Origin of the sequence: Nostocoides vanveenii (assembly GCF_039531165.1) — a bacterium.
Lineage (GTDB): Bacteria > Actinomycetota > Actinomycetes > Actinomycetales > Dermatophilaceae > Nostocoides_A > Nostocoides_A vanveenii.
The window spans coordinates 1-26,980 of record NZ_BAAAPN010000009.1 but is presented as its reverse complement, the minus strand read 5'-3'; the positions used below and the strand labels follow the sequence as shown (position 1 = coordinate 26,980).

The 26,980-nt window shown below is 67.3% G+C and carries 27 protein-coding genes and 1 tRNA gene; 13 read left to right on the top strand and 15 right to left on the bottom strand.

Translation table 11 applies throughout. The annotated features are described in order from the left end of the window. The first annotated feature begins 18 nt into the window (after positions 1 to 18). Entirely contained in the window at positions 19 to 981 is a 963-nt protein-coding gene (locus ABD209_RS01555) for an SPFH domain-containing protein (RefSeq protein ID WP_324386523.1), read from the top strand. Between the two features lie 2 nt (positions 982 to 983). After that, complete coding sequence (locus ABD209_RS01550) at positions 984 to 1,202, top strand: type II toxin-antitoxin system antitoxin (RefSeq protein WP_324386524.1); 219 nt, start codon at positions 984 to 986, stop codon at positions 1,200 to 1,202. A gap of 32 nt (positions 1,203 to 1,234) precedes the next feature. Here ABD209_RS01550 and ABD209_RS01545 read toward each other — a convergent pair whose 3' ends face one another. Beyond that, entirely contained in the window at positions 1,235 to 2,071 is an 837-nt protein-coding gene (locus tag ABD209_RS01545; RefSeq protein WP_344061209.1) for a pirin family protein, read from the bottom strand. Between the two features lie 145 nt (positions 2,072 to 2,216). Further along, positions 2,217 to 3,173, bottom strand: a complete 957-nt coding sequence (locus tag ABD209_RS01540) for a DUF389 domain-containing protein (protein WP_344061118.1) — start codon at positions 3,171 to 3,173, stop codon at positions 2,217 to 2,219. A 173-nt stretch (positions 3,174 to 3,346) separates the two neighbouring features. Between ABD209_RS01540 and ABD209_RS01535 the strand changes: the two genes are divergently transcribed. Further along, positions 3,347 to 3,430 (top strand) — tRNA-Leu (locus ABD209_RS01535). 20 nt (positions 3,431 to 3,450) lie between these two features. On the opposite strand, the gene ABD209_RS01530 is transcribed toward ABD209_RS01535, so the two are convergent. Further along, positions 3,451 to 4,725, bottom strand: a complete 1,275-nt coding sequence (locus ABD209_RS01530) for a YihY/virulence factor BrkB family protein (RefSeq protein ID WP_344061115.1) — start codon at positions 4,723 to 4,725, stop codon at positions 3,451 to 3,453. A gap of 374 nt (positions 4,726 to 5,099) precedes the next feature. On the opposite strand from ABD209_RS01530, the gene ABD209_RS01525 reads away from it, so the two are divergent. Together ABD209_RS01525 and ABD209_RS01520 are read left to right on the top strand one after the other, a co-directional pair. Continuing rightward, positions 5,100 to 6,623: an ATP-dependent DNA ligase gene (locus ABD209_RS01525; protein ID WP_344061113.1), complete on the top strand. Its 1,524-nt coding sequence runs from the start codon at positions 5,100 to 5,102 to the stop codon at positions 6,621 to 6,623. 80 nt (positions 6,624 to 6,703) lie between these two features. After that, the gene (locus ABD209_RS01520) at positions 6,704 to 7,168 is read left to right on the top strand and encodes an SRPBCC family protein (protein ID WP_344061111.1); all 465 of its coding nucleotides are present in this window, start codon (positions 6,704 to 6,706) and stop codon (positions 7,166 to 7,168) included. On the opposite strand, the gene ABD209_RS01515 is transcribed toward ABD209_RS01520, so the two are convergent. Then, complete coding sequence (locus ABD209_RS01515) at positions 7,137 to 7,760, bottom strand: VOC family protein (RefSeq protein ID WP_344061109.1); 624 nt, start codon at positions 7,758 to 7,760, stop codon at positions 7,137 to 7,139. The genes ABD209_RS01520 and ABD209_RS01515 overlap by 32 nt on opposite strands. A gap of 11 nt (positions 7,761 to 7,771) precedes the next feature. Between ABD209_RS01515 and ABD209_RS01510 the strand changes: the two genes are divergently transcribed. Then, positions 7,772 to 8,539 carry a HipA family kinase gene (locus tag ABD209_RS01510; protein WP_344061106.1) on the top strand — a complete coding sequence of 256 codons (768 nt, stop codon included), beginning with the start codon at positions 7,772 to 7,774 and terminating at the stop codon, positions 8,537 to 8,539. Then, positions 8,536 to 8,958 (top strand): DUF3037 domain-containing protein, encoded by a 423-nt coding sequence (locus tag ABD209_RS01505; RefSeq protein ID WP_344061103.1) that lies wholly within the window; start codon positions 8,536 to 8,538, stop codon positions 8,956 to 8,958. Before ABD209_RS01510 ends, ABD209_RS01505 begins: the two co-directional genes overlap by 4 nt. Here ABD209_RS01505 and ABD209_RS01500 read toward each other — a convergent pair. The 9 genes from ABD209_RS01500 to ABD209_RS01460 form a co-directional block, all read right to left on the bottom strand. Then, on the bottom strand, positions 8,930 to 9,499 hold the full coding sequence (locus ABD209_RS01500; RefSeq protein ID WP_344061100.1) for a hypothetical protein: 570 nt from the start codon (positions 9,497 to 9,499) through the stop codon (positions 8,930 to 8,932). The two genes, ABD209_RS01505 and ABD209_RS01500, sit on opposite strands and share 29 nt — an antisense overlap. Beyond that, the gene (locus tag ABD209_RS01495) at positions 9,496 to 10,671 is read right to left on the bottom strand and encodes a hypothetical protein (RefSeq protein WP_344061097.1); all 1,176 of its coding nucleotides are present in this window, start codon (positions 10,669 to 10,671) and stop codon (positions 9,496 to 9,498) included. Before ABD209_RS01495 ends, ABD209_RS01500 begins: the two co-directional genes overlap by 4 nt. A gap of 77 nt (positions 10,672 to 10,748) precedes the next feature. Continuing rightward, positions 10,749 to 11,405, bottom strand: coding sequence for an ATP-binding cassette domain-containing protein (locus ABD209_RS01490; protein ID WP_344061206.1), 657 nt, complete (start codon positions 11,403 to 11,405; stop codon positions 10,749 to 10,751). A 637-nt stretch (positions 11,406 to 12,042) separates the two neighbouring features. Next, positions 12,043 to 12,186, bottom strand: a complete 144-nt coding sequence (locus tag ABD209_RS01485; protein WP_344061094.1) for a hypothetical protein — start codon at positions 12,184 to 12,186, stop codon at positions 12,043 to 12,045. Between the two features lie 205 nt (positions 12,187 to 12,391). Next, positions 12,392 to 13,201: a TrmH family RNA methyltransferase gene (locus tag ABD209_RS01480; protein WP_344061091.1), complete on the bottom strand. Its 810-nt coding sequence runs from the start codon at positions 13,199 to 13,201 to the stop codon at positions 12,392 to 12,394. Between the two features lie 22 nt (positions 13,202 to 13,223). After that, positions 13,224 to 14,045, bottom strand: a complete 822-nt coding sequence (locus ABD209_RS01475; protein ID WP_344061088.1) for a sulfite exporter TauE/SafE family protein — start codon at positions 14,043 to 14,045, stop codon at positions 13,224 to 13,226. Positions 14,046 to 14,153: 108 nt separating this feature from the next. After that, on the bottom strand, positions 14,154 to 15,332 hold the full coding sequence (locus tag ABD209_RS01470) for an SPFH domain-containing protein (protein ID WP_344061085.1): 1,179 nt from the start codon (positions 15,330 to 15,332) through the stop codon (positions 14,154 to 14,156). A gap of 100 nt (positions 15,333 to 15,432) precedes the next feature. Next, complete coding sequence (locus tag ABD209_RS01465; RefSeq protein ID WP_344061082.1) at positions 15,433 to 15,897, bottom strand: NfeD family protein; 465 nt, start codon at positions 15,895 to 15,897, stop codon at positions 15,433 to 15,435. Between the two features lie 29 nt (positions 15,898 to 15,926). Beyond that, positions 15,927 to 16,730 carry an ABC transporter ATP-binding protein gene (locus tag ABD209_RS01460; protein WP_324386463.1) on the bottom strand — a complete coding sequence of 268 codons (804 nt, stop codon included), beginning with the start codon at positions 16,728 to 16,730 and terminating at the stop codon, positions 15,927 to 15,929. A gap of 65 nt (positions 16,731 to 16,795) precedes the next feature. On the opposite strand from ABD209_RS01460, the gene argA reads away from it, so the two are divergent. Further along, on the top strand, positions 16,796 to 18,169 hold the full coding sequence (gene argA / locus ABD209_RS01455; protein ID WP_344061079.1) for an amino-acid N-acetyltransferase: 1,374 nt from the start codon (positions 16,796 to 16,798) through the stop codon (positions 18,167 to 18,169). A gap of 67 nt (positions 18,170 to 18,236) precedes the next feature. Here argA and glgA read toward each other — a convergent pair whose 3' ends face one another. Beyond that, positions 18,237 to 19,430, bottom strand: a complete 1,194-nt coding sequence (gene glgA, locus ABD209_RS01450) for a glycogen synthase (protein ID WP_344061077.1) — start codon at positions 19,428 to 19,430, stop codon at positions 18,237 to 18,239. 102 nt (positions 19,431 to 19,532) lie between these two features. Between glgA and glgC the strand changes: the two genes are divergently transcribed. The 4 genes from glgC (at position 19,533) to cphA (ending at position 25,294) form a co-directional block, all read left to right on the top strand. Continuing rightward, positions 19,533 to 20,783, top strand: coding sequence for a glucose-1-phosphate adenylyltransferase (glgC, locus tag ABD209_RS01445; protein WP_344061075.1), 1,251 nt, complete (start codon positions 19,533 to 19,535; stop codon positions 20,781 to 20,783). A 66-nt stretch (positions 20,784 to 20,849) separates the two neighbouring features. Beyond that, the gene (gene serB / locus ABD209_RS01440) at positions 20,850 to 21,512 is read left to right on the top strand and encodes a phosphoserine phosphatase SerB (RefSeq protein WP_344061072.1); all 663 of its coding nucleotides are present in this window, start codon (positions 20,850 to 20,852) and stop codon (positions 21,510 to 21,512) included. A 59-nt stretch (positions 21,513 to 21,571) separates the two neighbouring features. Further along, positions 21,572 to 22,438, top strand: a complete 867-nt coding sequence (locus ABD209_RS01435; protein WP_344061069.1) for a cyanophycinase — start codon at positions 21,572 to 21,574, stop codon at positions 22,436 to 22,438. Positions 22,439 to 22,465: 27 nt separating this feature from the next. After that, positions 22,466 to 25,294 carry a cyanophycin synthetase gene (gene cphA, locus ABD209_RS01430; RefSeq protein WP_344061066.1) on the top strand — a complete coding sequence of 943 codons (2,829 nt, stop codon included), beginning with the start codon at positions 22,466 to 22,468 and terminating at the stop codon, positions 25,292 to 25,294. A gap of 70 nt (positions 25,295 to 25,364) precedes the next feature. Here the strand turns inward: cphA and ABD209_RS01425 are convergent, their stop codons facing one another. Further along, the gene (locus tag ABD209_RS01425; protein ID WP_344061063.1) at positions 25,365 to 26,318 is read right to left on the bottom strand and encodes a hypothetical protein; all 954 of its coding nucleotides are present in this window, start codon (positions 26,316 to 26,318) and stop codon (positions 25,365 to 25,367) included. 191 nt (positions 26,319 to 26,509) lie between these two features. Between ABD209_RS01425 and ABD209_RS01420 the strand changes: the two genes are divergently transcribed. After that, on the top strand, positions 26,510 to 26,980 hold a 471-nt coding region (locus ABD209_RS01420; RefSeq protein ID WP_344061061.1), incomplete at its 3' end, for a transposase.

The following is a 26,980-nucleotide window of genomic DNA, read 5'->3' as shown; positions in this document are numbered from 1 at the left end:
AAAGACAGGGGAAACACCATGACGCAGAACATCAGCGAGCCCTCGGTCCCGCAGCCAGCGGGCGTGCCGGTCGGTCATCAAGGGGCGCGAGTGGACGTGGCCGAGCGCCCGTCGTTCGCGGTCAACGGATTCTTGGCCCTCGCGGCCGGCGTGGCCCTGCTCGCGAGCGCGGCCTATGTCTTCGTCAAGGCGATCCCGGTGGGCCAGGTTGGCGTCAATCCGAGCGTCGGCCGAATGATCGCGGCCGTCGTGCTGTTCGTCCTGGCCCTGCTGATCCTGTCCTCGATCGTGGTCGTCCAGCCCGGTCAGAGCAAGGTGATCCAGTTCTTCGGTCGCTATATCGGCACAAACCGCCGGACCGGCCTTGCGATGGTTGCGCCGCTGACGACCAAGAAGCGAGTCTCCTTGCGGGTCAACAACTTCGAGACCAATGCCCTCAAGGTCAACGACGCCAGCGGCAACCCCGTGGAGATTGCTTGCATCGTGGTCTGGCAGGTCGCCGACACGGCCAAGGCCTCGTTCTCCGTCGAGGACTACCAGGGCTTCGTGCGTGTGCAGTCCGAGGCAGCGCTGCGGCATGTCGCGACCAGTCACCCCTACGACGATGCCGCGGGCGACGGCGAGTCGCTGCGCGGGTCGACCGATGTCGTCTCGGGCGAGCTGGCTCAGGAAGTCGCCGCCCGGGTAGCGGTGGCCGGCGTCGAGATCATCGAGGTCCGGATCTCACATCTGGCCTACGCCCCCGAGATCGCCCAGGCGATGCTGCGTCGCCAGCAGGCGTCGGCCGTCGTCGCGGCACGCGCCAAGATCGTCGAGGGAGCTGTGGGCATGGTCGAGATGGCGCTGGCCAAGCTCGAAGAGGAGTCGATCGTCGATCTTGACGACGAGCGCCGCGCCGCCATGGTCTCGAACCTGCTCGTCGTCCTGTGCAGCGAGCAGAACGCGGCACCCGTCCTCAACGCGGGCAGCCTCTACACCTAGTCATGACGGGCTCGAACGCGGATCGGCCGGAGCGGCGTCAGGTGCTGCTCCGGCTCGATCCTGCCGTGCACGAGGCATTGACCCGCTGGGCGGGCGACGAGTTGCGCAGCGTGAACGCCCAAATCGAGATGGTGCTGCGCCGCGCGCTCGCTGATGCCGGTCGCTCCCCCAGGTCCGCCCAGCCCATCCCTCGCCGCGGCCGCCCTCGCAAGGACCCATGAGACGGGTGACGATTGGCGGCGACGCACGCAGCTTAGGTGCGGCCGGAACGGTTCCGCGACCGCAGCCGCCCACTCGGCAGCGGCGGCGCGGGGATGCGGGCGACCGCGCCGGCATACCCGGGCACGTCGCCGAAGCGATCGCTGCTCGCCTCCCACTCGTCGCGCGCTTCCACGATTTCGTCGTGGGTGCGGGCGACGAAGTTCCACCACATGACGATCTCCTCCTCGAAGGGGAGGCCGCCGAGTAGCACGACACGCGCCCCCGCCGGCCCGGCCGCCAGCGTCAGCGAGTCGCGCCCGGCGTCGAAGCACGCCAGGTCGCCGAAGGCCAAGTCCCGCCCGGCGACGCTCAGGGCGCCGATGTCGAGCAGCACCCCGTGCTCGTATGCCGGGTCCAACCTCAGGTCCAGCATCGCCCCGGGCACGAGGTCGAGTTGCGCCCCCAGCAGCGGAGTGTGTGTTTTGACAGGCGATGCCGCCACATTGCCCAGCGCGCCCAGGAACACGTATGCCGTGCCCGCTTCCCCCGGCAGCGCCGCCCGCTGCGGGGCGAAGTGCTCGAACGACCGCTCGTGCTGGCGGGCTTCCTCGGGCAGCGCCACCCATAACTGGACGCCGTGCAGCACGTGCGTGGCCGGCGTGGACACCTCGGAGTGGGCGATGCCCCGCCCACCGGTCATCAGGTTGACCTCCCCGGGACGGACCATCGCGTGATTGCCGCCGGAGTCGCGGTGCTCGATCTCGCCGTCGAAGAGCCAGGAGACGGTCTGCAGGCCGGTGTGCGGGTGGGGTGGCACGTCCATACCGCCCGATCCGTCGACGCCGACGGGCGCGGGACCGTAGTGGTCGACGAAGCACCACGCCCCGATGAAACGACCGATCGCGATGCGGCAGCGTGCGTCGCACGGTCAGTGCACGTATGCCGCCGAGGGGCACCTCGCGTCCGTCGAGTACCTGCACCACAACCTCCTTGGTCCGATCTGCTGAACCTAGACCTCACGGCATACGGTCGGTTCATTGCGGCAGGCGGCCGACCATCGTCTTGCTGCGCGGGCTGATCCGAGACCAGATGGACTGCTGCAAGAACAGCGTCAACCAGCCGGCGATCGCCATGCCCGCAAGGTTGACCACGAGTTGGATGACCGATCCGCGAATCTCGCCCCAGGCGCCGAACGCTAGCCCCAGCCCGACATTGCCGGCTGCGGGAATCGTTGTGACCGAGATGAAGACACCCGACAGGCCGCCGACCTTGGCCGAGGTCAGCGAGAGGACGCCGGCCGCCGCCGCCACGATCGCCACGATGAAGGACCACTTGTCCGGGGAGTAGATGAAGGCGGTGCCGGGGCGCGGGCCGATGACGTCCTCGAGGGTGACCCAGCCGAGGAGGCGCCCGGTCAGGCTGGCGAGCGTGGTGATGGCAATGGCGACGCCGAAGCCCAGGGTGAGAGTCCGAGTGGCCAGCGCCAGCAGGTGCCAACGCCGTCGCACGAGTGCCAGGCCGATCGCGGCGATCGCCCCGAACTCGGGGCCGAGGACCATGGCGCCGACGGTCAGGATCCCCGAGTCGACCACAATGGCGATGCTGGCCAGGAGGGTGGCCATGGTCATGAACGACAGGAAGGTCCAGTTGAACTCGGAGTCGGCGTATGCCCGATTCCCCACCTGCGCCCACACCACCGCATCGGCGCTGGAGCCTGGGGCCTGACTCTCTGCCTCGTAGGCGCCGTGCGAGAGCCAGGTCCCGACTTCCTCGATGTGGACGGTGCCGTACTTGTGCACGCCTAGGTCGCGCAGCGCGTCGAGGATCTCGTTGGCACCTTCGCGCGCCACATCGGCGGTGACGATGTCGCCCAGGGGCCGCAGCGCTGCACCACGGTGGAAGCCGACCGCGCTGACATACGGATGGCCGTTGACCACGTCGAGCACACCGGGGGTCAGTTCGGTAGGCGTGGTCACGCGCAGGTGCAGCACGGCGCCAGTGTGCCGCACGCGGGGAATTCCGGTGATCCGCGGGCCATTCCCGATGAGGCAACGATCACGGCGTGCTGGCAGGACGCGGGAGGCGCCCGCGATTGGGTAGGCCCCGGCCGGCGTGCTAGTCTCTCCCCTCGGTGCGGCGCTCCTGGGCGTCACGCCGATACCTCGTCCGGGTGGCGGAATTGGCAGACGCGCTAGCTTGAGGTGCTAGTCCCCTCACGGGGATGGGGGTTCAAGTCCCCCCTCGGACACATCGTGACGGCTTCGCCTCCTATCGCGCGCGGGCCATTGCCTTCTTGCGTCTCGCGAGGACCCGCATGAGGACGAGACCGATCATCCCGACGAAGCCGACCGTCGTGACGGGTTGCTCCTCCGGGGTCGCGGGCCGGTCTGCGATAGGTGGCCGGGCGGCCGAGTCGAGGCCGCCGGGCTCGGCTGCTGCCGCTTGACGCGCAGCCTTCTTGTCAGGCGTGGCCTGGGCGAGCTCGCCGGTGCGGTGGGGATCGATCGGCTCAATGCTGTTGCCGGATGACTCGCGCAGTTCGCGGCCCTCGGCGACCTTCTTCTCGTGTTTGGCCGCCGCCTTCTTGGACTTCGTGTCATCGCGGGGCGGCAGTTGGAGGTTGCGCTCAGCGACGATGCCGGCCTGCAACTGGCGGGCACGTTCGAGTTCCGAATCGACCTCGGCGCCGAAGAGCAGCGCGAGATTGGTCAGCCAGAGCCAGAGGAGGAAGACGACGACGCCAGCGAGCGAGCCATAGGTCTTGTTGTAGTTGCTGAACTGGGAGACATAGAAGCCGAACGCCAGCGACGCAAGCACCCACGTAAGGATGGCGATGACCGCACCGATGCTGACCCACTGGATCTTAGGCTGGCGGACATTCGGCGTCGCGTAGTAGAGGACGGCGACCATGACGACGACGATGGCCAGGATGACCGGCCACTTTGCGATATTCCAGGCGGTCACGGCGGTGTCGCCGAGGCCGATGACATCGCCGATGCTTCGCGCCAGCGGGCCGCTGACGACCAAGCCAAGCAGCACCAGTGCCGCGAGGATGACCATGAAGACGGTGACCGCGAGCTGGATCGGGCGCAATTTCCAGAACGGCCGGCCCTCATCGATCTGGTAGATCCGGTTCATCGCGCGGCCGAAAGCGCCGACATATCCCGACGCCGACCACAGGGCGCCGAGAATTCCCGTGACGAGCGCGAAACCGGCGCCGCCTGCGTTGACCATGCTGGTGAGGACCTTGCGCAGTTCGGCGTCGACATTGCCGATGCCGGCCTCGTCGAGCAACTTCAAGAGAGCGTCGATGGTTGACTGCCCCTGCCCGACGACACCGAGCAGCGAGACCAGCGCGAGCAGTGCGGGGAAGACCGCGAGGACGGAGTAGTAGGTCAGCGCCGCGGCGAGGTCCGTGCACTGATCCTGACCGAACTCGTGCCAGGCGGCTTTGAGGGTGTACTTCCACCCGGGCTTCTTGATCTCGGTCGGCGCCTGCGGCTTGCGCGGGTCGTCCGGGGCCGGCGCCGTTCCGTCTTTCACGGCAGCTTGCCCTTCGGCGGCCATTGTTCCTCCGGGGGGTCTTGGGCCAGGTCGGGTCGGTCTGGGTCGGCTGGGGGATGTCATCGGTCAGTCAGATGTCGTCTGGAGCCACACCCACGCTACGACACCCCACGAAGTTTGCCCACGCAGAGCGTGGGACCCTCGCTCCTTCGGCCCACGCAGAGCGTGGGACTCAGCTTCAATACTTCGCGGGGACCGCTGTCCCTCCGTGGTTTCGTCACACGCTCTAGTTCGCCTCGCCCTGCCGCGGGGGCTAAGCACGCACTCGCCGGCACCGGGGTGTGCAGGCTCAGCCGGCGGATCCTTCTTGGCTCCTCTGCCCGTTGTCGGTGCCCCGCGACACAATCGACCGTATGCTGCTCGCTCGCCTCGTCCAGACCTCCGCGGATCTCGTCGCCACGTCCGCGCGCAATGCGAAGGTCGCGTTTGTGGCCGAGACGCTGAGCGCGGCGGAGCCGGGCGAGGTCGGCGTCGTCGCGTCCTACCTGTCGAACGTCCTGCCGCAGCGCCGGCTCGGCGTTGGCTGGCGCTCACTCTCCACCCTGCCGGACTCAGCACAGGAGGCCACCCTCACCGTGGCCGAGGTCGACGCGGCGTTTGAGCAGCTGGCTACCACCGGCGGCGAGGGATCCGGCGCCACGCGTCGGGCCATCCTCACCGAATTGCTGAGCCGCGCAACGTCTTCCGAGCAGGAGTACCTGCGCGGCCTGATGCTCGGTGGCGTCCGCCAGGGCGCCCAGGACGGCGTCATGCTCGCCGCGATCGCCAAGGCCGCCGAGGTCCCGCTGGCCGCGGTGCAGCGCGCCGTCATGCTCGCGGGCTTCGCTGGACCGGTCGCCGAGGCGGCTATGTCCGGCGGACAGAGCGCCCTCGAGGCAGTCACCCTGGAGGTCGGACGACCGCTCCGGCCGATGCTCGCCGGCAGCGCCCCGGACGTCGCCGCGGCGATGACCGCCGGCACGCCGATGTTGCTGGAGCGCAAGATCGACGGCGTCCGGCTGCAAGCCCACAAAGACGGTGACGAGGTTCAGCTCTTCACCCGGAGCCTTGACGAGATCACCGATCGTCTGCCCGAGGTCGTCGAGCTCGTCCGGGCCCTACCCGCCGAGCGCCTCGTCCTTGACGGCGAAACCGTCGCCGTGCGCCCCGACGGCCGTCCCGAGCCCTTCCAGGTCACCGGCTCGCGCACCGCCTCCAGCGCGGACCCGGCCACGCTGCGCGCGTCCACCCCGCTTGCCACGAGCTTCTTCGACCTGCTCCACATCGACGACGAAGACCTGCTCGACCAACCCCTGACCCAGCGAATCGAGAGGCTCGACGCTCTCGTGCCCCCCACCGCCCGCATCGAGCGCATCCATACCGGCTCCCCCACCACAGCCACCGAGTTCTTCGCCGCCCAGGTCAGCGCGGGCCACGAGGGCGTCATCGTCAAGGACCCCACCAGTGCGTATGCCGCGGGCCGCCGCGGCGCGGGCTGGGTGAAAGTGAAGCCACGGCATACCCTCGATCTTGTCGTACTGGCCGTCGAGTGGGGCAGCGGTCGCCGACGGGGCAAACTGTCGAATATCCACCTGGGAGCGCGCGATCCACGCACCGGCGACTTCGTCATGCTCGGCAAGACCTTCAAAGGCATGACCGACGCGATGCTCGACTGGCAGACCGAACGCTTCCAGGAACTTCAGACCAGTCGCGACAGCTACACCGTGTATGTGCGCCCCGAGCAGGTTGTCGAGATCGCCTTCGACGGTATCCAACGCAGCTCGCGTTACCCCGGCGGCATGGCTCTGCGCTTCGCCCGCGTGTTGCGCTATCGCGACGACAAGAGCGCCGAGCAGGCCGACACCATAGACACCGTGAAGGCCGTGCGAGGCTGGTAGCCCCATAGCGACGTGGCCTACCGCAACGACGCCTGGGCGCTTAGCCCCTGTCCTCGATGGGACTGACTTATGGTGCAGAGATGGCCGACACCAAAATCACCGTCGAGCGTCTCATTCCCGCCTCGACAGACACCGTCTTCGATATCCTCTCCAACCCGGAACGGCACATCGCTCTCGACGGTTCCGGCTTTATCCGCTCGACGGCCGGCGCCCAGCGGATCAAGGCTGTCGGGGACATCTTCACCATGAACATGGAGGGTGACCACATGGGCGGTGAGTACCAGACCGACAACCACGTCACCGGCTACGCCGACAACGCCTTGCTCGCCTGGCAGACCGCCCCCGCTGGCACCGAACCGCCCGGCTGGGAATGGGTCTGGGAACTCTCCCCCGAGGGCCCGGACCACACCCTTGTCCGTCATTCCTATGACTGGTCGAAGGTTACCGACCCTGCTTTGCTACAGAAGGTGAAATTCCCTCTGGTGAGCGAAGACCAAATGAAGGCAACCTTGGTCAAGCTCGACGAGGCCGCGAGCGGGTCCTGATCTCCCCTCCTTCAGGCCCGCAAACGGCGGAACCCGACTCCGCGGCATTCGCCACGAGCCCCGGGTTCCGTCCGTTCAGTGCCCTTTGCCCGTGAACACAGACCTCAGTCCTGTGCGGGCGCCGCCCCGGCAATGTTGCCCATCCAGTGATCCCGAAGCGGTCGTCGAGCATCCCGAACTCGTCGCCCCACATCTGCTTCTCCAACGGCATCGTGACGGTGCCGCCCTCGGCCAGCCCGGCCCAGTAGCCGCGCAGTTCATTGCTCGCGTTCCCGCTGAGGCTGATCGAGATATTGGTGCCCGCGACATACCCGTCACCCATCCCTGGCGGCATGTCGGACGCCATCGACGTGAAGCCGGCCGGCGTCTGCAGTTGGGCGTGCATGACACCCTCGTTGCCCGGGTCACCGAACTCGGCGAAGGTGCTGACTCGCAGGTCACCGCCGAGGACGGCGGCGTAGAACGCCATCGCCTCGCAGGCGTTGCCGTCGAAGGTCAGGTAGGGGTTGAGCGTGACACGATGACTCCTGATGATCTGATCGCCGCGGCCGCGCGTCGGCAGGGCGTCCGCACACTGTAGGGCAGTCCGCATACCCTTCTGCCATGCTCGAACCGGTCCGCGCCACGCGTTTCGTGACGCCCCTGCGCGAGGGCGGCAGTCTGCCGGGCATCGTTGAGGCCGACGATCTCGGGACCTATGTCGCGAAGTTCCGCGGCGCCGGACAGGGCCTGAAGGTGCTGGTGGCCGAAGCCATCGTCGGCGAGCTCGCCCGCGCCCTCCATGTCCCGACGCCACGCCTGGTCGTGATCGACCTGCCCGCGGCGATTGCCAGGTACGAAGCCGACGAGGAGGTCCAGGATCTCCTCTCGGCCAGCGTCGGACGCAACCTCGGCGTCGACTTCCTCCCCGGCTCCTTCGGCTACGACGGCTCTCGACCTCCCACTCCCGAAGCTGCCGCCGACATCATCTGGCTCGACTCCTTCACAGCCAATGTCGACCGCACCTGGGCAAACCCGAATCTCCTTGTCTGGCATGGCACAACGTGGGCAATCGACCACGGCGCTGCGCTCTATTTCCACCACAGCTGGCCGCGCCGCGAACCCGACCCCGGCAGGTTCGCCGCCCTCCCCTTCGAGGCTTCGAAGCACGTCCTCGCCGATATCGCCGGGCCGGTCGGCGGGGCCCACGAACGACTCGCGCCGCGCGTGACCGACGCGCTTGTGACCACGATCCTGGAGTCCGTCCCCGACGATTGGCTCGAACCGACACCCTGGCTCCCGGATCCCGGCGCCGCCCGACAGGCGTATGCCGCCCACCTCCGCGCCCGCCTCGACAACTCCCCCGCGTGGCTTCCGGGCGGCACCACGTGACCGCGATTCCCTACCAGTACGTAGTCCTGCGTTGCGTGCCGCGCGTCGATCGCGAAGAGTTCGTCAACGTCGGTGTGGTGCTCTTTGCCGATGCCGTCGACTACCTCGATGCCGCCTTCCACCTCGACGAGGTGCGCCTGCAGGCCTTCGCCCCAACGCTGGACCTCGCCGCTGTCGCTGCCGCCCTCACCGTGGTGTGTGACGTATGCCGTGGCGTCACCGGCCGCGGCCGGCCCACGCTGGCGACACCCGGCAAACGCTTCGGCTGGCTCGCCGCACCCCGCAGCACCGTCGTGCAACCCGGCCCGGTGCACGGCGGCGTCACCGACGACCCCGCTGCCCAACTGCACTTGCTCGCCGACCGACTCGTTGGCGGGAGCACGGGCTGGGCTAAATCCGTCGCCGACCGAAACCGTTAGTCGCCACCAACAGCAAGGCGGACAGATCAATTCCGAGTGCCACGCCCGTGCCGGTGACGCTCGGAACGAACGACATCAACGCCCACGGCGCAAATGGCGGGTAGGCGGGTGAAATGACAATCACGGGCACCCAGAGACACGCCGCTGCCAGGCCAGCGCTCCGGTTGACCAGGAGGGCGATTGCAAGCGGCAAAGACAAAGACAACGCGCCCGTCCATAGCGTCCCCATCAAGGCATGGTCCGGCCGGGCCGACCAGGCGTAGCTATGGAAGGCGAGGACGATCAGGCCGGTCCACATCAGGCGCAAGAGCAGCGGTGTTCGCAGTGACAGGGACTCTGCCGCCGAAGACGGGACCGCGCCGACGGCGCTCGCTGCAAGGGCAGGCATCAGAATCTGTCCTAGCCGGATGGCTAAGAAGCTTTCGCCGAGCGGATTGCCGATCTCCAGCTCCCGGCCGAGCGTTGCGAGGCCGGCGACCAGCGCGGCCCCGGCAAGCAGTCGTCCCTGATGATCCGAGACCCAGGCACGTGTCAGGGTCATGCGAGGAGCCGGAGTGCGTCGACTGGGAGAGCCCGCGAATCACACCTCGTGAGGGCTTGCGCGGACGCGCGCACGACCCTCATGCGCTGCTCCTGATCACGAACCAACTGCTCGAGTTGCGTGTACTCAGTGGCAACCGAGCGACCGGTCAGTCGTGACTCTACGAAGCCGCGGACCAGCCTCGCTGCCGTGAACCATTCGGGTGGTGGCGCCGTCGAGGCAAACCATTGGGGGCAAGACCGCGGGGCCACCACCCAATCGATGACCATCCCGGCATCGATCTGCGCCCGAATGTTCGCGGGATTGAAGAGAAAGACGGCCGGCTTGTGCCTGGAGTCAACATCAGCCGACCACGCGTCATATCTCTGCGGAGGGCTGGCCAAGAGCGTCTCGGCCATGACGTCGTAGGCACCGAGTGCAATAGCTTGCCCGGCCACTAAACGAGAACGCAGCACTGAAGGTCCGCAGATTTCGGGCTCTTTTCCGACGCACACCGTATCACTTGATTCAACAAACGTATAGCCGTCGGCATCGCCAAAGAGCGACCGACCTGCAGCCAATAGCGTGAGCACGACACAGAGGCTAACAAAACACACCCAACCACGAGTCATGACAATCCCCACGGTCGCGAGGGACAACGCGAGCAGAAAAGTGCCGCGCAAGAAGAAGAATGTCGCGTCGGGCGTGTATCCCATCAAGGTTCCGGCGGGCGTGAACTCAGTCACACCCAAGGTAAACCATCCGGCCTGCTCACCGATGACGCCCATCAACCAGATGACGCCTGCGGCTATAGAAATACCCCAGGTGCCCGCTAAGGCGCCAAGTGCGTAACCGAAACAAGTAGGGACAAGAATCCCGGCGAGTTGGGTGACGAGCAGCCAATAGTTCTCATTTCGAAAATTGAGTTCCGTCAAAGACGAGGCGATGACGACGCCGATGTGAGCCAGCGTGATGATGACCGCACCGGGCAGCCACCACGCAATGATCGTCCGCCACGTGTGGCGTGGAATCAGATCCGGCGCCCGCAGCAATTGCCGCATCCCCGAGGCATCGCGCGCTCCATCCAAAGCACACGCACCGGCGAGAAGTCCGTATCCCAACAGTTGGAGTCGGGCAACTGTCGTTTGGCCCCACAACGGGTCGCCGATCCACGGGGCGTGATTGATCAGCAAGGTCAGGGAAAGGACCAGGAGGAGGACTGACCACGTCCCGACGACAAGGGGTCGAGTGCTCAGGTGGCGCAGCGGAGTCACCGACCCAGGACGTCGAGCAGATAGGCTTCCGGGGAGAGCTCGCTCGCCGCGTAGTCGGCCCGCAACTGGGCGCCGTCATGGGGCTCGTGGACGACGCCGTCACGAATGGGCACGACGCGGTCCGCGAATTCCAAGGCGACACTGGCGCTGTGCGTGCTGACCACGAACGGGCGACTCCGAGACAGTTCCGCGAGCACCAGCCAAAGTTCGCGTGTCGCCGCGATGTCCAACGATGACGTTGGTTCGTCGAGCAGCACACATCCCGCATCACCTAGAAGACATTGGGCCAGCAAGACTCGTTGTTGCCATCCGCCAGAGAGCGCCGAATATCGCATCGTCCGATGCTCGCTCAGCCCCGTTTGATCAACCACGGCCGAGACCCTGGCATCGCGTTCGGCTGACGGAACACCCCGAAGTGTGGCGAGATATGTGAGGAGGTCATCAACCCGAAATCTTGAGGACAACTGGGCACTTTGTGGGAGAAATGCCGCATTCCCAACTCCAGAGACCCTACCTGATGTGACCCGTTGGATTCCTGCGAGTGTTTTCAGGAGAGTCGTTTTGCCGGCCCCGTTGAGGCCGACCACTACTGTCAATCCCGGGCTTTCATCCCAATGGCGGCAGCGCAAAGAAAAGGATCCGCGGCGCACCATGACATCGCGCAATCTGATTGCTTGGGATGCCCGTGATGCGTTGGCTGGACCTCGCAGGCTCACCAGTTCTGATCCGGGCCATTAGCGGTATATCCACAATCGTCAGGCGCGGGCCAGGCATCGTCTTGACACACTTCGCCATAGGTGTAACCCCTTCTGGTGGGCGTCACACCCAGGTCCTTCCAGCGAGCCTCATCGACCCAGGTGCTAGAAAAGTTCTGAGAACCTTCAATCTTTCGATCGGAACATCCAGCGATAGGATCGCAATAGACGTGCAAATTAAGCTTACCCCTGACGGGACTTCCTCCCGGCCGAGGATCGCGAGAACCAACCTGCTTTCCCCATCGGTCTGCGACGGTGTCAATGCCGTGCCAGCCCCGACCCTCGGCGACTAGCCGACCACCTTCATAGGCCTTCAGAGTCGTCGTGTACCCGTATTGATTGAAGAACGTCCGCTTTCCTGCTCCCAGGACAGCACCGGCGGGTTGGCTCAGAAAAAATATGGCAGCAACCGCGATCGCCCCCCCGCAAAGAACCTTTTCATCGTGTACCTCCTGTAACGGACTGAGTGACACCGCTTGAGAGGCTAGCACCACGACTTCATCTTCGCGCGGTGAAACCTAAGCAGGCGAGCGCCCTACTCCGCCAACGCGGCGAACGCGGCGAATACGATGAAGCGCGGGCAAGACCTGGTCCAGACCGACTCGCGCCCCTCGTGCGCTTCGACGAACAACTCCTCGACCACCAGTTTGAGAAGGGCAGCCGCACCGAAAGCAAGCACCGCGCCCATCATCGTGGTGCCCGTGTCGGCCTGACACCGCCGCGCACCCTTGGGGGCGGATCGCGGCTGCTTGCGGCGCCTCCTCGCAGGCAGGCTGCAGATCCCCGACCAATCAGGCGAGACCTACCCGCTCCCATATGCTGGACCCGGCCCACGTGCCGCGCCGAAATCCGCCGCCTCGTCAGCTCGGGCGCGCGCGCCGGGCTCAGGGCACGCGCAGCGCCCAGGCCGCGACTGCGCCGGCGGCAGCCACATTCAGGGAGTCGACCCCGCCGCGCATCGGGATGCGCACGGTGTGGTCGACGGCCGCCAGGGTGCGCGTTGTGAGTCCGTCACCCTCGGTCCCGAGCACCAGGGCAAGCCGCTCCGGCGGGTCGGCGGCGAGCTCGTCGAGGGTGACCGAGCGTTCACTCAACGCCAACGCCACTGTCGTGAAGCCGAGCGCGCGCAAGGCATCGACCGACCCGGGCCAGGGATCGATCCGTGTCCACGGGACCTGAAAGACCGTGCCCATCGAGACGCGAATTGCTTTGCGGTACAACGGATCCGCGCACTGCGGCGTCACGAGCACGGCGTCGATCCCCAGGGCGGCGGCGCTGCGGAAAGCGGCGCCGACGTTGGTGTGGTCGACGATGTCCTCCAGCACGAAGACCCGTCGCGCACCGGCCAGCACCCGATCCAGCTCGGGCAGCGGTCGACGCTCCATCGATGCCAACGCGCCCCTGTGCAGGTGGAAGCCGGCCAAGGCTTCGATGGTCGCTGCGTCACCGGTGTAGACCGGAATACCATCGCGTTCGGCCGCGGCCACCAGATCCACCAGATCGCTCAGCCAGCGCCGGCCCATCAGATACGACCGCGGCCGATACCCCGCGGCCAGCGCCCGCCGGATCACCTTCTCCGACTCGGCGATGAACAACCCCATCTCAGGTTCCGCCCGCGTGCGCAGCGCGACGTCGGTCAGCCCGACATAGTCGCGCAGGGCCGAGTCGCCTAGGTCAGTGAGTTCGATCGGCATACGGGAGAAGGACTTTCGCGGGTCAGGGGAAGAAGACGATCTTGACGATGCCGACGATGCCGACGGCGATGATGATGCCCCGCAGCACAGGAGCCGGCAGGCGTCGACCGACGCCCGCACCGATCAAGCCGCCGGTGAAGGTGCCCAGCGCGATGTAGAGCACGACCCACCATTCTATGTGCTCCGGTGCCGCGATCAGGAAGACGATGGCGGCGATCAGGTTCGCGGTCGTCGCCAGGACGTTCTTGTAGCCGTTGAGCGTCTGCAGGCTCCCGTGCGCGAGGGTGCTGAGCAGACCCATGAGGATCACGCCCTGCGCCGCGCCGAAGTAGCCTCCATAGGTGCCGGCGAGCAGGATGCCGGCCAGCAGGGCCAGCCGTTGCGATCGCGGGCCGACGAGCACACCTGTGTTGGACGAGACAACCGACGACACCGCGTCCCGCGCCTCCGCGGCATCGTGCCGCGACCGCGCCCACGCCTGGATCCGCGGCCCGAAGACGACGAGCAGCAGCCCGAGCAGGATCAGCACTGGCACGATCGCCGCGAAGGCCTCGCTCGGTAGGACCAACAAGAGCAGCGCCCCGGCAGCCGAGCCGACGAGCGAGACCGGGACCAGGCGAGCCAGCCCGCGCCCATGCCCGGCCAACTCCCGGCGGTAGCCGAAGGTCGCGCTCAGGCCGCCCGCGACCATACCGACGTTGTTGGAGATGTTCGCGGTGACCGGCGGGAAGCCGAGCAGCAGCAGCGTGGGGAAGGTGATCAGCGAGCCCGAGCCGACAATCGCATTGATGGTCCCCGCCCCGACCCCGGCCGCAATGATCGCCAGGGCGTCGAGAATGGACACCACGTCACCTTATGCAGGACCGGGGCCGAACAGCCGGGTGCCCCGCAGGGCGAGACGTGATCGCTCGCGCTGCGGGGCACCCGGGGAACTTCTGCACCAGTCAGCGCATCAGCCCTGCGCACCCGGCTCGGAGGGCGGTGGCGGCGTCGTGGCCGGGGCCGGCTCGCCATACGGGAACTGCGGCATGGGGGAGGCGTTCGGCGGCGGAGCGGGTAGCGCTCGCTCGCTCTCGGCGACGCGCGGCTGGACACGCGGCGCCGGGGCACCGTGCTGGTTCGCCTCGGACTCGACCTGGCCGGCTTGCCCGCGCGCCTCTTCCAGCGCCTTGGCCGGGTCTTCGAGCGTGGTGGCGGCGAAGGGGTTGGCCAGGTCGTCGTCACCGGGCTGCCATTCCTCGTCTTCCTCCGGCTGCACGCCCGTCATACCGCCGAGAGTGTTACCGATCCCGCGCAGGGCGTCGGTGACCTCGGAGGGGATGATCCACATCTTGTTGGAGTCGCCGCGGGCGAGTTGCGGGAGCACCTGGAGGTATTGGTAGGCGAGCAGCTTCTGGGTCGGCTTGCCGCGGTGGATCGCGTCGAAGACCTGCTGGATGGCCCGCGCCTGGCCCTGGGCTTCCAGCACGCGGGCCTGGGCGGAACCCTCGGCCCGCAGGATCTGCGACTGCTTCTCACCCTCGGCGGTGAGGATCTGGCTGGCCTTGACGCCCTCGGCGTTGAGGATGGCGGCGCGGCGGTCGCGTTCGGCTTTCATCTGCTTCTCCATCGACTCCTGCACCGAGTGCGGCGGGTCGATGGCCTTCAGTTCGACGCGATTGACGCGGATGCCCCACTTGCCGGTCGCCTCGTCGAGCACTCCGCGCAGCTGGCCGTTGATCTGGTCGCGGCTGGTCAGCGTCTGCTCCAGGTCGAGCGAGCCGATGACATTGCGCAATGTGGTGACGGTCAGTTGCTCGATGCCCTGGATGAAGTTGGCGATCTCGTAGACCGCAGACTTCGCGTCGATCACCGAGTAGTAGATGACGGTGTCGATATTGACGACGAGGTTGTCGCTGGTGATGACCGGCTGCGGCGGGAAGCTGACGACCTGCTCACGCAGGTCGATATTGGCGCGCACCTTGTCAACGAAGGGCACCAGGAAGTGGATCCCGCCTTCGAGCGTGCGCGAATAGCGACCGAGCCGCTCGATGATCAGCGAGGTCTGTTGCGGCACGATCCGGACGGTGCGCAGCACCACGATCACGGCAAAAACCAAGAACAGGAAAAGGACGATCAGTCCTGGTTCCATGTCTTCTTCTCTCTCTCGTCAGATGTTGACAGCCCCTGTGGCCGCCCCCTTGCACTGCTTCGATTCGCCTGCGGCACAAATGGTTCCGTATGCCGTTCGCTCACCTGTCGGCGATCGCCTGCTCCCCGCTGACGATCGCCGTCGCCCCATGGATGGCGATCACGCGCACCTCGTCGCCGGCTTCGCACACCCGGCCGCCGGCGGCGATCCGAGCCGACCAGATCTCGCCGCCTAGCTTGACCCGACCGTCGTGCTCGGTGACGGCCTGGACGACGTGGGCGGTGCGCCCGACGAGGGCGGAGGAGCCGATGCCGCTGTCGGTGATGCCCTCGGTGAACTTGCCCTTCACCAGCGGGCGGACGAGGAAGACCAGGAGGGCGCCGACCACGGCGGCGATGATCGCGGCTGCGGGGAAGGGCGCCCCGAACGCGGCGGCCAGGCTGCCTGCCAGCGCGCCCCCGGCGAGCATGACGAAGACGAAGTCGACGGTCGCGACCTCGATGGCACCCAGGGCGATGGCCAGACCCAGCCAGCCCAACCATTGGTTGACGCCCAGCCAGTCCATAGTCTTTTCTCCTTTGTCGCCATCAACGGTCAGTCGGCTGATGGCGTTCCGGTTGCCGAGCGCGCCGAGAATCGGTCGCCGTACTGCTCCAGGACCAACTCCATGCCGAAGGTGGCCGACAGATTGGCCGCCGTGAGAGTGATCTCGATCGGGCCCTGCGCGACCACCTCGCCGTCACGGAGCAGAAGGACGTCGGTGAAGTTCGGCGGGATTTCCTCGACGTGGTGAGTGATCAGGACCAGCGCCGGTGCTTCGATGTCGCCGGCGAGTTGCCCGAGCCGCGCGACCAGATCCTCGCGGCCACCAAGGTCGAGCCCGGCGCCGGGCTCGTCCAGCAGGAGCAACTCCGGATCGGTCATCAGCGCCCGGGCGATCTGGACGCGCTTGCGCTCGCCCTCGGAAAGGGTGCCGTAGACACGCTCGCGTAGGTGGCCGGCGCCGAGCGCGTCCAGCAGCTCGTCCGCGCGACCCTCGTCCATGCGGTCATACCGCTCGTGCCAGCGGCCGACGACGCCATAGGAGGCGGTGACCACGACATCGCTGACTCGCTCCCCGGCGGGAATGCGTTCGGCTAGTGCGGCCGAGGCCAGCCCGATCCGTGGGCGCAACTCGAAGACGTCCACCGCGCCGAGCACTTCGCCCAGGATGCCGGCGACGCCGGCGGTGGGGTGCATTCGACCGGACGCCACCTGCAGCAGCGTCGTCTTGCCCGCACCGTTAGGCCCGAGCACGACCCAGCGCTGGCCCTCCTCGACCTCCCAGTCGATCTCGCGGACGAGGAACTTCCCACCGCGCACGACACTGACGCCGGCGAAGGCGAGGACGTCACTCATGGCGTCGACAGTAATACAGCGGGACGGCCCGTCGGACGGGGACACCGGGCGGCTACCCTCGCTCCGTGACGAGCAACGCCTCCCCCCAGCCGGGGATGGGACCGGTCGCCGGCGAGACCTTCGTCGCGGCGCTGCGGGGGGCCGCACCATACGTCCATATGCACCATGGGCGCACCTTCGTCATCGTCGTCCCCGGCGAGATCTGCGCGCGTGACGACATCGACCGACTGCTCGGTGACATCGCGTTGCTCGCGAGCCTGGGGGTGCGCCTGGTGCTCGTGCACGGCGCCCGCCCACAGATCGAAAGGGAGCTGCGCATCCGGGGGGTCGAACCGGCATTTGCGGGCGATCTGCGGATCACCGACGCGGCCACCATGGAGGCGGTCAAGGCGGCCGTCGGAGTGCTGCGGATGGATCTCGAAGCCCGGCTCGCCGCCAGCCGGAGTGTGACCGTGCGCGAGGAGTCGCAGCCGCGGGTCGTCGGGGGCACGTGGGTGACGGCCAAACCGCTCGGGGTGCGCGGGGGCGTCAATCACGAGCTGACGGGTGAGGTTCGCCGGATCGACATCGCGCAGATCCGCCAGGCCGTCGAGTTGGGTCAGATCGTCTTGCTCTCCCCGATCGGCTCCTCCCCCACCGGCGAGACCTTCAACCTGCGCAATGCCGATATCGCTGAGGCTGTTGCCAAGGGACTGGGCGCGGACAAGCTCATCTTCATCATGGAGTCCGAACCAGGGTCTTGGCGGATGGCCCTCGATGCCGGCGACGCGGGGCAACTCTCGCTCACCCAAGCGGGTGCGCTCGCGGGGCAGGAGCAGACCGAACGGCAGTTGTCCGCGGAGGACCGCAACTGCCTGCGCGCCGGCGTGTCCGCGGTGCGTTCGGGCGTGCGGCGCGTGCATCTGCTCGGCACCGCCGGCCACTCCCCCTTGTTGCGCGAGCTCTACACGCGCGACGGCGCCGGGCTGATGATCGCGGCCGACGACGACTACGACGCCATCCGGCCTGCCACGGTCGAGGACGCGCGCGCCATCGCAGAACTCATCCGGCCGCTGGAGGACCAGGGTGTGCTGCGTCCGCGCAGCCGCGAGCAACTCGAGATCGATATCGCGACCTTCTCGGTGATCGTCCGCGACGGCATGGTCATCGCCTGCAACGCCCTCGTGGAGTATGCCGACGATCATGCGGCGGAGTTCGCGTGCGTCGTCGTGCACCCGGAATATCGTCGCCGCGACCTGGCCGCCGCGCTCCTGCGGCGCGCCCGGGCGAGGGCACGCGCGCGCGGCTATCGCCGACTGTTCGCGCTCACCACGCAGACGCCGCATTGGTTCCTCGAGCACGGCTTCACCCCGGGCACCGTGGCCGACCTGCCCGCGGCCAAAACCCGGACGTATGACGCCTCTCGCGCTTCGCTGGTCGTGGTCCTCGACAACCCCTGACGGAATGCCCCTGACCGATTCGGACGCTGGCCCAGGTGCTTCGCGGCCGACTCAGCAGAGGTTAGGGTCAGGCGCCGAGGACCTCGCGGTAGACCTCCATGGTTCGGTCGCCGATGCTCGCCCATGAGAAGGAGTCGACGGCGCGTTTGCGGCCCGCCAGGCCCATTGCCCGCGCCCGGTCGGTGTCGCTCACCGCGTCGTTCATCGCCGCGGCCAGGTCGGCCACGAACTTGTCGGGATCGACGGGGGTGCCGGTGCCGTCCTGGACCTGCTCGATGGGCACCAGCCAGCCGGTCTCACCGTCGACGACGACCTCCGGGATGCCCCCCGTCGCCGTCGCGACCACGGGCAACTCGCACGCCATGGCTTCGAGGTTGACGATGCCGAGCGGCTCATAGACCGACGGACACAAGAACACCGTCGAGGAGGTCAGCAGCGCGGTGACTTCGTCCCGCGGCAACATCTCGGGGATCCAGATGACGCCCTCGCGCGTGGCCTTGAGGTTGTCCATCAGCCCCTCGACCTCGGCCATGATCTCCTTGGTGTCGGGCGCGCCCGCACACAGGATCAACTGGACGTCCGGCGGCAGCTCCGCGGCCGCCCGCAGGAGATAGGGCAGGCCCTTTTGCCGGGTGATCCGGCCGACAAAGATCGCCGATCGCTTGTCGGGGTCAACGCCGTGCTTCCTGACGACGTCAAGATCGTGATTCGGTTGCCAGAGAACCGAATCGATGCCGTTGTGGACGACCTTGACCTTGTCGGGGTCGATCGATGGGTAGCTGCGCAACACGTCCTCGCGCATCCCCGCGCTGACCGCGATGACGGCGGCAGCGGCTTCATACGCCGACTTCTCGATCCACGACGAGAGACGGTAGCCGCCGCCGAGCTGCTCGGCCTTCCACGGCCGCATCGGCTCCAGGCTGTGCGCACTGATGACGTGGGGCATCCCGCCGAGCAGGCTTGCCACATGGCCCGCAAAGTTGGCGTACCACGTATGCGAGTGCACCAGGTCCGCGCCCGCCGTGCCGGACACCATCGACAGGTCCACGCCCATCGTCTGAATGGCGGCGTTGGCATCCGCCAGTTCCGGCAGATCGGGATACGAGTAGGTGTCGGCCTCGTCTCGCGGGCCGCCGAAGGCGTGCACCCTGACGGTCATGTCGCCCCGGTCGCGCAGCGCACGAACCAGTTCTTGGACATGGACCCCGGCGCCGCCGTAGATGGTCGGTGGGTATTCCTTGCTGAGAATGTCGAGGCGCACATGGAAAACCTAGTAGCTCGACCGCCGCTCTGCCACAGGTGATCCCGAACATTCCATGACCATCCCACGCACGACGGCCCCGCCACCCAATAGGTTGGTGCCATGGCTGCTGGGAAAGACCCCAAGGTTCTTGTCATCGTTCTCGCGGGTGGCGAGGGCAAGCGTCTGATGCCGCTGACGGCTGACCGCGCGAAACCCGCTGTCCCCTTCGGCGGGATCTATCGCCTCATCGATTTTGCCCTGAGCAATGTCGTCAACTCCGGCTATCGACAAATCGTCGTGCTGACGCAATACAAGTCGCACAGCCTCGACCGCCACATCACCAAGACGTGGCGGATGTCGACGATGCTCGGTGGCTATGTCGCGCCCATCCCGGCGCAGCAACGCATGGGCAAGTCCTGGTACCTCGGCAGTGCCGACGCGATCTACCAGTCGCTGAACACGATCAAGGACGAGAAGCCGGACATTGTCGCCGTCCTCGGCGCCGATCACGTCTACCGCATGGACTTCTCCCAGATGGTCGACCAGCACATCGCCACCGGCGCGGGTGTCACCGTCTCGGCGATCCGCCAGCCGATCTCGCTCGCCGACCAGTTCGGCGTGATCGAGGTCGACGCCGAGAACCCCAACAAGATCCAGGCTTTCCGCGAAAAGCCCACGGACGCAATCGGTTTGCCCGATGCCCCCCACGAGGTGCTCGCGTCGATGGGGAACTATGTCTTCGATGCCGACGTGCTCGTCGACGCCGTGACTAAGGACCACGACCTCGAAGGCAGCAAGCACGACATGGGCGGCGACATCGTCCCCGCCTTCGTCAGTCAGGGTGCCGGCTACGTCTACGACTTCAAGAACAACGAGGTCGACGGAAGCACCGATCGTGACCGCGGCTACTGGCGCGATGTCGGGACGATGGACTCCTACTACGACGCGAACATGGACCTCGTGAGCATCCAGCCGGTCTTCAACGTCTACAACTACGACTGGCCGCTCTACACCAGCTACGGCCCGTTGCCGCCTGCCAAGTTCGTCCACGGCCACCACGGCCGCTTCGGCGAAGCGCTCAACTCGATCGTCTCCCCCGGCGTGATCATCTCCGGTGGCCGAGTCACCGGATCGGTCATCAGCCCCAAGGTCCGCGTGCGCAGCTACTCCGAGATCTCCGACTCCGTCCTGATGGACGATGTCGAAGTCGGCCGCAGCTGCCAGATCCGCCGGGCGATCATCGACAAGGGCGTCGTCATCCCCGAGGGCACCAATATCGGCGTCGACCACGACCACGACCGCGCGCGCGGTTTCGAGGTCACCGATTCCGGACTCGTCGTCATCGGCAAGGAGCAGATCGTCACTCCGTGACGTTTGCGGTGCCCGTATGCTGCGCCCGGCCTCCGTGTGGAGGCCGGGCACGCATACGGTTGGGGGGTGATTGCCCCGAGCGACCTGCCCCGGCGCCTGCTGATCGTCAGCGATGTCGACTCCACCTTCATCGGTCAGGAGGTCATCGAACTCATCGCGCGCCGGGCCGGCGCCGAGTCCGAGGTGGCCGAGGTCACCGAGGCGGCCATGCGTGGCGAGCTCGACTTCGCCGAGAGCCTCCAGGCCCGCGTCGCGACCTTGGCCGGGCTGCCGGTCGCGGTGCTGGACGAGGTCCGTGCCGACGTGACCTTGACACCGGGTGTTCCCGAGCTGCTGGCCTGGGCCGCTGAGCGCGGCCACGTCGTGGCGCTCGTCTCCGGCGGCTTTCACGAAGTCGTCGATCCTCTGGCCGCCACCCTCGGCATCCGGCATGTCCGCGCCAACCGGCTCGAAGTCAGCGATGGAATCCTCACCGGCAACCTCGCTGGTCCGATCGTCGATCGAGCCGGAAAGGCGGCCGCGCTGGAGGAGTTCGCCCGCGCCGAGGACATCGCCCTGTCCGCCACGGTAGCCGTGGGCGACGGCGCCAACGATCTCGACATGATCGCCGCCGCCGGCCTGGGTGTCGCCTTCGCCGCCAAGCCGCTTGTCGCTGACCAGGCTCAGCGCACACTGCCCGGACCCCGGCTCGATGCCCTGATCCCGCTGCTGGAGAACTGGACGCCCTGACCGGTCGGCGCGCCGGGGCGGACGCTGCCGGGCAACCGCGCGCCCACTAGGCTGACGCAATGGTTTCCCCGGCTGTGCCCCTGCAAAAGTTGCTCATCATCGGCGGCGCCGAAGATCGAGTGGGCAAGGCCAAGATTCTGCGCCGTTTCGTCAAACTCGCCGGGGGTAAAGCCGCACGGATCGTGATAATTCCCACCGCGTCGTCCTTCCAGGACGAGGTCGTCGCCGCTTATGGGCAGGTGTTCGCCCGGTTCGGCGCCACCGGGTGCGCGATCGTCAACCCCCGCACCCGGAGCGAGGCCGACGACGCGAGCCTCGTCCAGGCCCTGGACGAGGCCACCGGCGTCTTCATGAGCGGCGGCAACCAACTCAAGCTGAGTCAGATCTTCGCCGGGACGGCGTGCGGCGAGGCGATCCTGCGCGCCCACCGGCGCGGCGCGGTGGTCGGCGGGACCTCGGCCGGCGCGTCGATCATGAGCGAGTTCATGATCTCCCTCGGTGATGAGTCGGTCACGCCGCGCCAGCGCACCAGCCAGCTCACGCACGGGCTCGGCCTGCTCGACGGCGTCATCGTCGACCAGCACTTCGCCCAACGTCAGCGCTACGGCCGCCTGATGTCGATCGTCGCCTCCTCGCCCAACCTCATCGGAATCGGCATCGACGAGGACACCGCGATCGAGGTCACCGACAATCGCGAGCTGACCGTCATCGGGCGGGGTGCGGCATACGTCCTGGATTGCCGTCGCGCGATCACCGACGCGCCCGAGGCGCGCACGGGCGCGCCGCTCTTGGTGTCGGGTGCGATCGTGCACTCGCTTCCCGCAGGCGCGACGTTCGACATCACCAAGCTGATGCTCACCGACTTCGTCGAGCAGCATCCCGATCTCGGCGTCACGGTCACGGCCGCGGCGTCCTCTCGTCCCTAGCCAGCCCACCGAAAGAGGTATGCACGCATGAGCACCGAGCGCCCCACGCCCACCGGTCCGCTGGCACCGGATCTGCGCATCCTCGAAGAACGCGTCTACCGAGGTGGGAACGTCTGGTCTTACGACCCAGCCATCCACCTGGTCATGGATCTCGGTGTGCTGGAGGGCTATCCGACCGACACGATCCCCGGATTCACCGACCGGCTCATCGAGATGCTGCCGGGTGTCGCGAGCCACAGTTGCTCCCGCGGCCACGAGGGCGGATTCGGCGAACGGCTGCGTGAAGGCACCTGGCTCGGCCATGTCGCCGAGCACATCGCCTTGCAGTTGCAGCAGGAGGCCGGGCACGACCAGCGGCGGGGCAAGACCCGGATGGTGCGCGGTCGCACCGGTGTCTACAACGTCGTCTACGGGTACTCCGACGAGGGCGTCGGCCTGATGGCCGGACGGCTCGCCGTGCGTCTGATCAATCACCTGATCGCACCGGAGGACGGCTTCGACTTCGAGGCCGAGCTGGAGAACTTCCTGCGTAGCGCGGAGCGCACGGCCTTCGGTCCGTCGACGGCGGCGATCCTCGAGGAAGCGGTCAGCCGGGATATCCCTTACATCCGCCTCAACTCCGCATCGCTGGTGCAGCTGGGGCAGGGGGTTTACGCGCAGCGCATCCGAGCCACGATGACCTCCAAGACCGGTGCGCTGGCCGTCGACATCGCCAGCGACAAGGACATGACGATCAAGCTCCTGGGGTCGGCGGGCCTGCCGGTGCCGAAGCAGGAGACCTGCCGCACCGTCGAAGGCGCGGTGGCCGCGGCCCGTCGGATCGGGTTCCCCGTGGTCGTCAAGCCCCTGGACGGCAACCACGGACGTGGCGTCGGTCTCGACCTGATGTCGGACGACGACGTACGCGCGGCTTTCGTTGTGGCGCAAGAGGAGTCGCGCCGCGGCTGGATCATCGTCGAGTCCTTCATCACCGGCAAGGACTATCGCTGCCTGATCGTCGGCGGACGCATGCAGGCCATCGCGGAACGGGTGCCTGCCCATGTCGTCGGGGACGGCACTCATACGGTCGAGGAACTCGTGCGGATCACCAACGCCGACCCGCGGCGCGGCGTCGGCCACGAGAAGGTGCTGACCCGGATCAAGGTGGACGACGCGGCGATCGAGCTGGTGCGCGAGCAGGGCTTTGCGATGACCGATGTGCCGCCGAACGGTGTGATGGTCAAGCTCGCGCTCACCGGCAATATGTCGACGGGCGGCATCTCCGTGGACCGGACCTTCGATGCGCATCCGGACAATATCGAGATCGCGGAGGAGGCCGCCCGGATGATCGGCCTGGACGTCGCGGGAATCGACTTCATCTGCCCGGACATCACCCAGCCCGTGCGCGAGACCGGTGGGGCGATCTGCGAGGTGAATGCCGCGCCTGGCTTCCGCATGCACACGCACCCCACGGTCGGGGAGCCGCAGTTCATCGCCAAGCCGGTGGTCGACCTGCTCTTCCCGCCCGGCTCGCCGTCGCGCGTGCCGATCGTGGCCGTGACCGGGACCAATGGCAAGACGACGACATCCCGGATGATCGCCCACGTCTTTAAGACCATGGGCACGAAGGTCGGGATGACCTCGACCGATGGCATCGTCATCGATGAGCGGCTGGTCATCAAGTCCGACGCCTCCGGGCCGCGGTCCGCGCGGATGGTGTTGCAGAACCCGCGCGTCGAGTTGGCCGTGATGGAGGTCGCCCGCGGCGGCATCCTGCGCGAGGGTTTGGGGTATGACCGCAACGACATCGCCGTTGTCACCAATGTCGCGCCCGACCACCTCGGCATGAAGGGGATCGACACCCTCGAACAACTCGCCGACGTCAAGGCCGTCGTCGTGGAAGCGGTGCCGCGCAATGGTTTTGCCGTGCTGAACGCCGACGACAGGCTGGTGCGGCGGATGCGCAACCGGTGCGCCGGAAATATCGTCTGGTACTCCCTGCGGCCGGCCGACTCCCCCGAGCGACGCTTCATCGATCAGCGCCTCGCGCGCGGCGGCCGGGCCGTTGTCCTGGAGAAGACCGATCGCGGTGACATGATCGTCATCAAGCACGGCAAGCGCTCGATGCAACTGGCCTGGACCCACCTGTTGCCCTCGACCTTCGGCGGCACGGCCATGTTCAACGTCGCCAATGCCATGGCTGCAGCGGGGGCCGCGTTTGCGGCGGGCGTCGGCCTGCACGAGATCCGGCAGGGGCTGCGGACGTTCGCCACCAACTACTACCTCTCGCCCGGCCGCATGAACCTGATCAACGTCCGTGGCATCGAGGTCATCGTTGACTACTGCCACAATGCGCCCGGTATGGAGGTGCTCGGCCAGTTCGTCGACAAATACGCCGACCAGAAGGCCGCGACCAGCGAGTGGGGCAAGATCAGCCGGATCGGCATGGTCGCGACCGCAGGCGACCGGCGCGACGCCGACATGCGCGAGCTTGGCGCGATCGCCGCGAAGTACTTCGATGTCATCGTCGTCCGTGAGGACGAGCGCTTGCGCGGCCGCAAGCCCGGCGAAGTCGCGGCCCTGGTCGTCGAGGGCGCCCGCGCCGCTCAAGCCGCGGGCGGCGTGCGCGTGCGGCAGATCGAGACGGTACTCGGGGAGGTCGACGCGGTCCGGCACTGCGTGGGCCGCGCCAACCCCGGCGACATCGTCGTGCTCTGCGTCGACAACCACGCCAAGGTGGTCTCCGAGTTGGAGACGATCACGCACAGCGCCCAGGCCCGCGCGCACAGCGACGCCGATGTGGGCGACCCGGACCTCGACCCGAAGTGGGCCGAGAACGAGATTGCCCGGGACGAGAGCGGGGCGCCGCAACCTTAGAGGAGTTGCGGTCCCGGTCCCCGACGTCGCCAGTCGTCTGACGCGTGCTCGGCTGGCGAGCGCCGCGATCTCAGGGGCGGGTGCGCCAATCCTGAGGGGTGGGCGGACTGTCCGGATACCCGGCGCCGCGCATCAGGACGCGCGGTCGGGTGCCGTCGAGCCCTGAGATCACGATCGCGCTTCGTGCGCCGTAATCCTGGGCGGACCTCGCGTAGGCGACCGTGCGCCCGTCCGGCGACCACACCGGCTGCTCCCAGCCGATCGCGTCGGTCGAGGGAGGGGAGACGCGCCGGATCAGCGATCCGGCGGCCGAACGCAACTGGACCACGGGCGGTTCGCCGTCATACGTGGTGCTCCATGCATGATTGATGATCTGCTTCCCGTTGGGCGACCAGCTAACGTCGTCGCCGTAGACGTGGCCGATCTGCGCGCCGGTTGCTGCGGACACGATTGCGGTGTAGTCGCCACCGCTGTCGTCATCGCACCAGACGCCGACGGCGAGGGCGCGCCCGTCCGGACGCCACGCGACCGCGCGTTCGTAGTCCGGGCCGTAGCAGTAGGGGTCCGAGATCTGACCAGGTCGCGAGACCACGCGCGGGACCCCGCCGGAGGCGGGGATCGTCACCAGATTGCATTGGCCGCCAGTCCCACACCGGATGAAAGCGATCTGCTTGCCGTCCGGTGACCAGTCGGGACCCAGGGCCGATGCCGGGCCGAAGGTCAACCGTCGCACGCCGGTGCCGGCCGCCGACATGACATAGAGCGCGTTGACGCCGTCGCGATTCCCCTCGACCACCACCGCTTTCCCGTCTGGTGACCACTGGGCCCGGTAGACATCGGTCAGCGCGCCGACCGCTCGATCACCCGTCCCGTCCCCGCCGATCGCCCGGAGCGCGCGGTCCTGGTCGATGTAGAGCAGCTCCGTGCTGCCGGCTTTGGCGTCGGGTGCAGCCGGTGACTCGACCGCCATCCCGGACGCCGCCGTGCTCAGCCCAAGGGCGGGGCCGGCCAGAACGACCGCCACTAATGATGCATATTTCATGACTCCCCCACGTGATGACCGGCGCCCGTGTGGCGCCTGACTTCGACGCTAGCCTCGATCGTTCACGGGTGATCGGCGTGTCTGGGGTGTGAAAGTACGGAAGTGCCTGTCCTGCAACGGGATACTTGGACTTACGACAGTTCAAAGTTCCTGAGCGGGAAGGCACTCCGTAGGTGAAGCGTACTTCGTGGTCGAGCGGGTTGGCGATATCGGGTGACGGGTCGGGCGTGGTCGCCCACGCGGGCAGCGTCGCGGTGCGGCTTCTTGCTGATCGGGTCGGCCTGACCGAGACGCTCTCGACGGCCCTGGCGCGGCGCGGTTTCGTCCCGGGTCATGACCGGGGCCGGGTGCTGGTGGATGTGGCCACGATGCTGGTCGCCGGTGGTGAAGCGATCTCGGATATCGACACGCTGCGTCACCACGACCAGGTGCTCGGGCCGGTGGCGTCGCCGGCGACGGTGTGGCGCGCGTTGGACGAGCTGGCCGATACCTCGGCGAAGCGGGTCGCGGCGGCGCGGGCCAAGGCCAGGGCGCGGGTCTGGGGGTTGCTGCCGGGCGGGCTCCCGGCGGCGCGAGTGGCCGACAGCACGTTGCCGAAGGATCTGGTCGTGCTGGATGTCGACGCCACGATCGTGATCGCCCAC

Coding starts and splice junctions, on each gene's coding strand:
- ABD209_RS01555 (WP_324386523.1), top strand. CDS start 19: ATGACGCAGAACATCAGCGAGCCCTCGGTCCCGCAGCCAGCGGGCGTG.
- ABD209_RS01550 (WP_324386524.1), top strand. CDS start 984: ATGACGGGCTCGAACGCGGATCGGCCGGAGCGGCGTCAGGTGCTGCTC.
- ABD209_RS01525 (WP_344061113.1), top strand. CDS start 5,100: ATGCTGCTCGCTCGCCTCGTCCAGACCTCCGCGGATCTCGTCGCCACG.
- ABD209_RS01520 (WP_344061111.1), top strand. CDS start 6,704: ATGGCCGACACCAAAATCACCGTCGAGCGTCTCATTCCCGCCTCGACA.
- ABD209_RS01515 (WP_344061109.1), bottom strand. CDS start 7,760: ATGCGGACTGCCCTACAGTGTGCGGACGCCCTGCCGACGCGCGGCCGC.
- ABD209_RS01510 (WP_344061106.1), top strand. CDS start 7,772: ATGCTCGAACCGGTCCGCGCCACGCGTTTCGTGACGCCCCTGCGCGAG.
- ABD209_RS01500 (WP_344061100.1), bottom strand. CDS start 9,499: ATGACCCTGACACGTGCCTGGGTCTCGGATCATCAGGGACGACTGCTT.
- ABD209_RS01490 (WP_344061206.1), bottom strand. CDS start 11,405: ATGGTGCGCCGCGGATCCTTTTCTTTGCGCTGCCGCCATTGGGATGAA.
- ABD209_RS01480 (WP_344061091.1), bottom strand. CDS start 13,201: ATGCCGATCGAACTCACTGACCTAGGCGACTCGGCCCTGCGCGACTAT.
- ABD209_RS01470 (WP_344061085.1), bottom strand. CDS start 15,332: ATGGAACCAGGACTGATCGTCCTTTTCCTGTTCTTGGTTTTTGCCGTG.
- ABD209_RS01465 (WP_344061082.1), bottom strand. CDS start 15,897: ATGGACTGGCTGGGCGTCAACCAATGGTTGGGCTGGCTGGGTCTGGCC.
- ABD209_RS01460 (WP_324386463.1), bottom strand. CDS start 16,730: ATGAGTGACGTCCTCGCCTTCGCCGGCGTCAGTGTCGTGCGCGGTGGG.
- glgC (WP_344061075.1), top strand. CDS start 19,533: ATGGCTGCTGGGAAAGACCCCAAGGTTCTTGTCATCGTTCTCGCGGGT.
- ABD209_RS01435 (WP_344061069.1), top strand. CDS start 21,572: ATGGTTTCCCCGGCTGTGCCCCTGCAAAAGTTGCTCATCATCGGCGGC.
- cphA (WP_344061066.1), top strand. CDS start 22,466: ATGAGCACCGAGCGCCCCACGCCCACCGGTCCGCTGGCACCGGATCTG.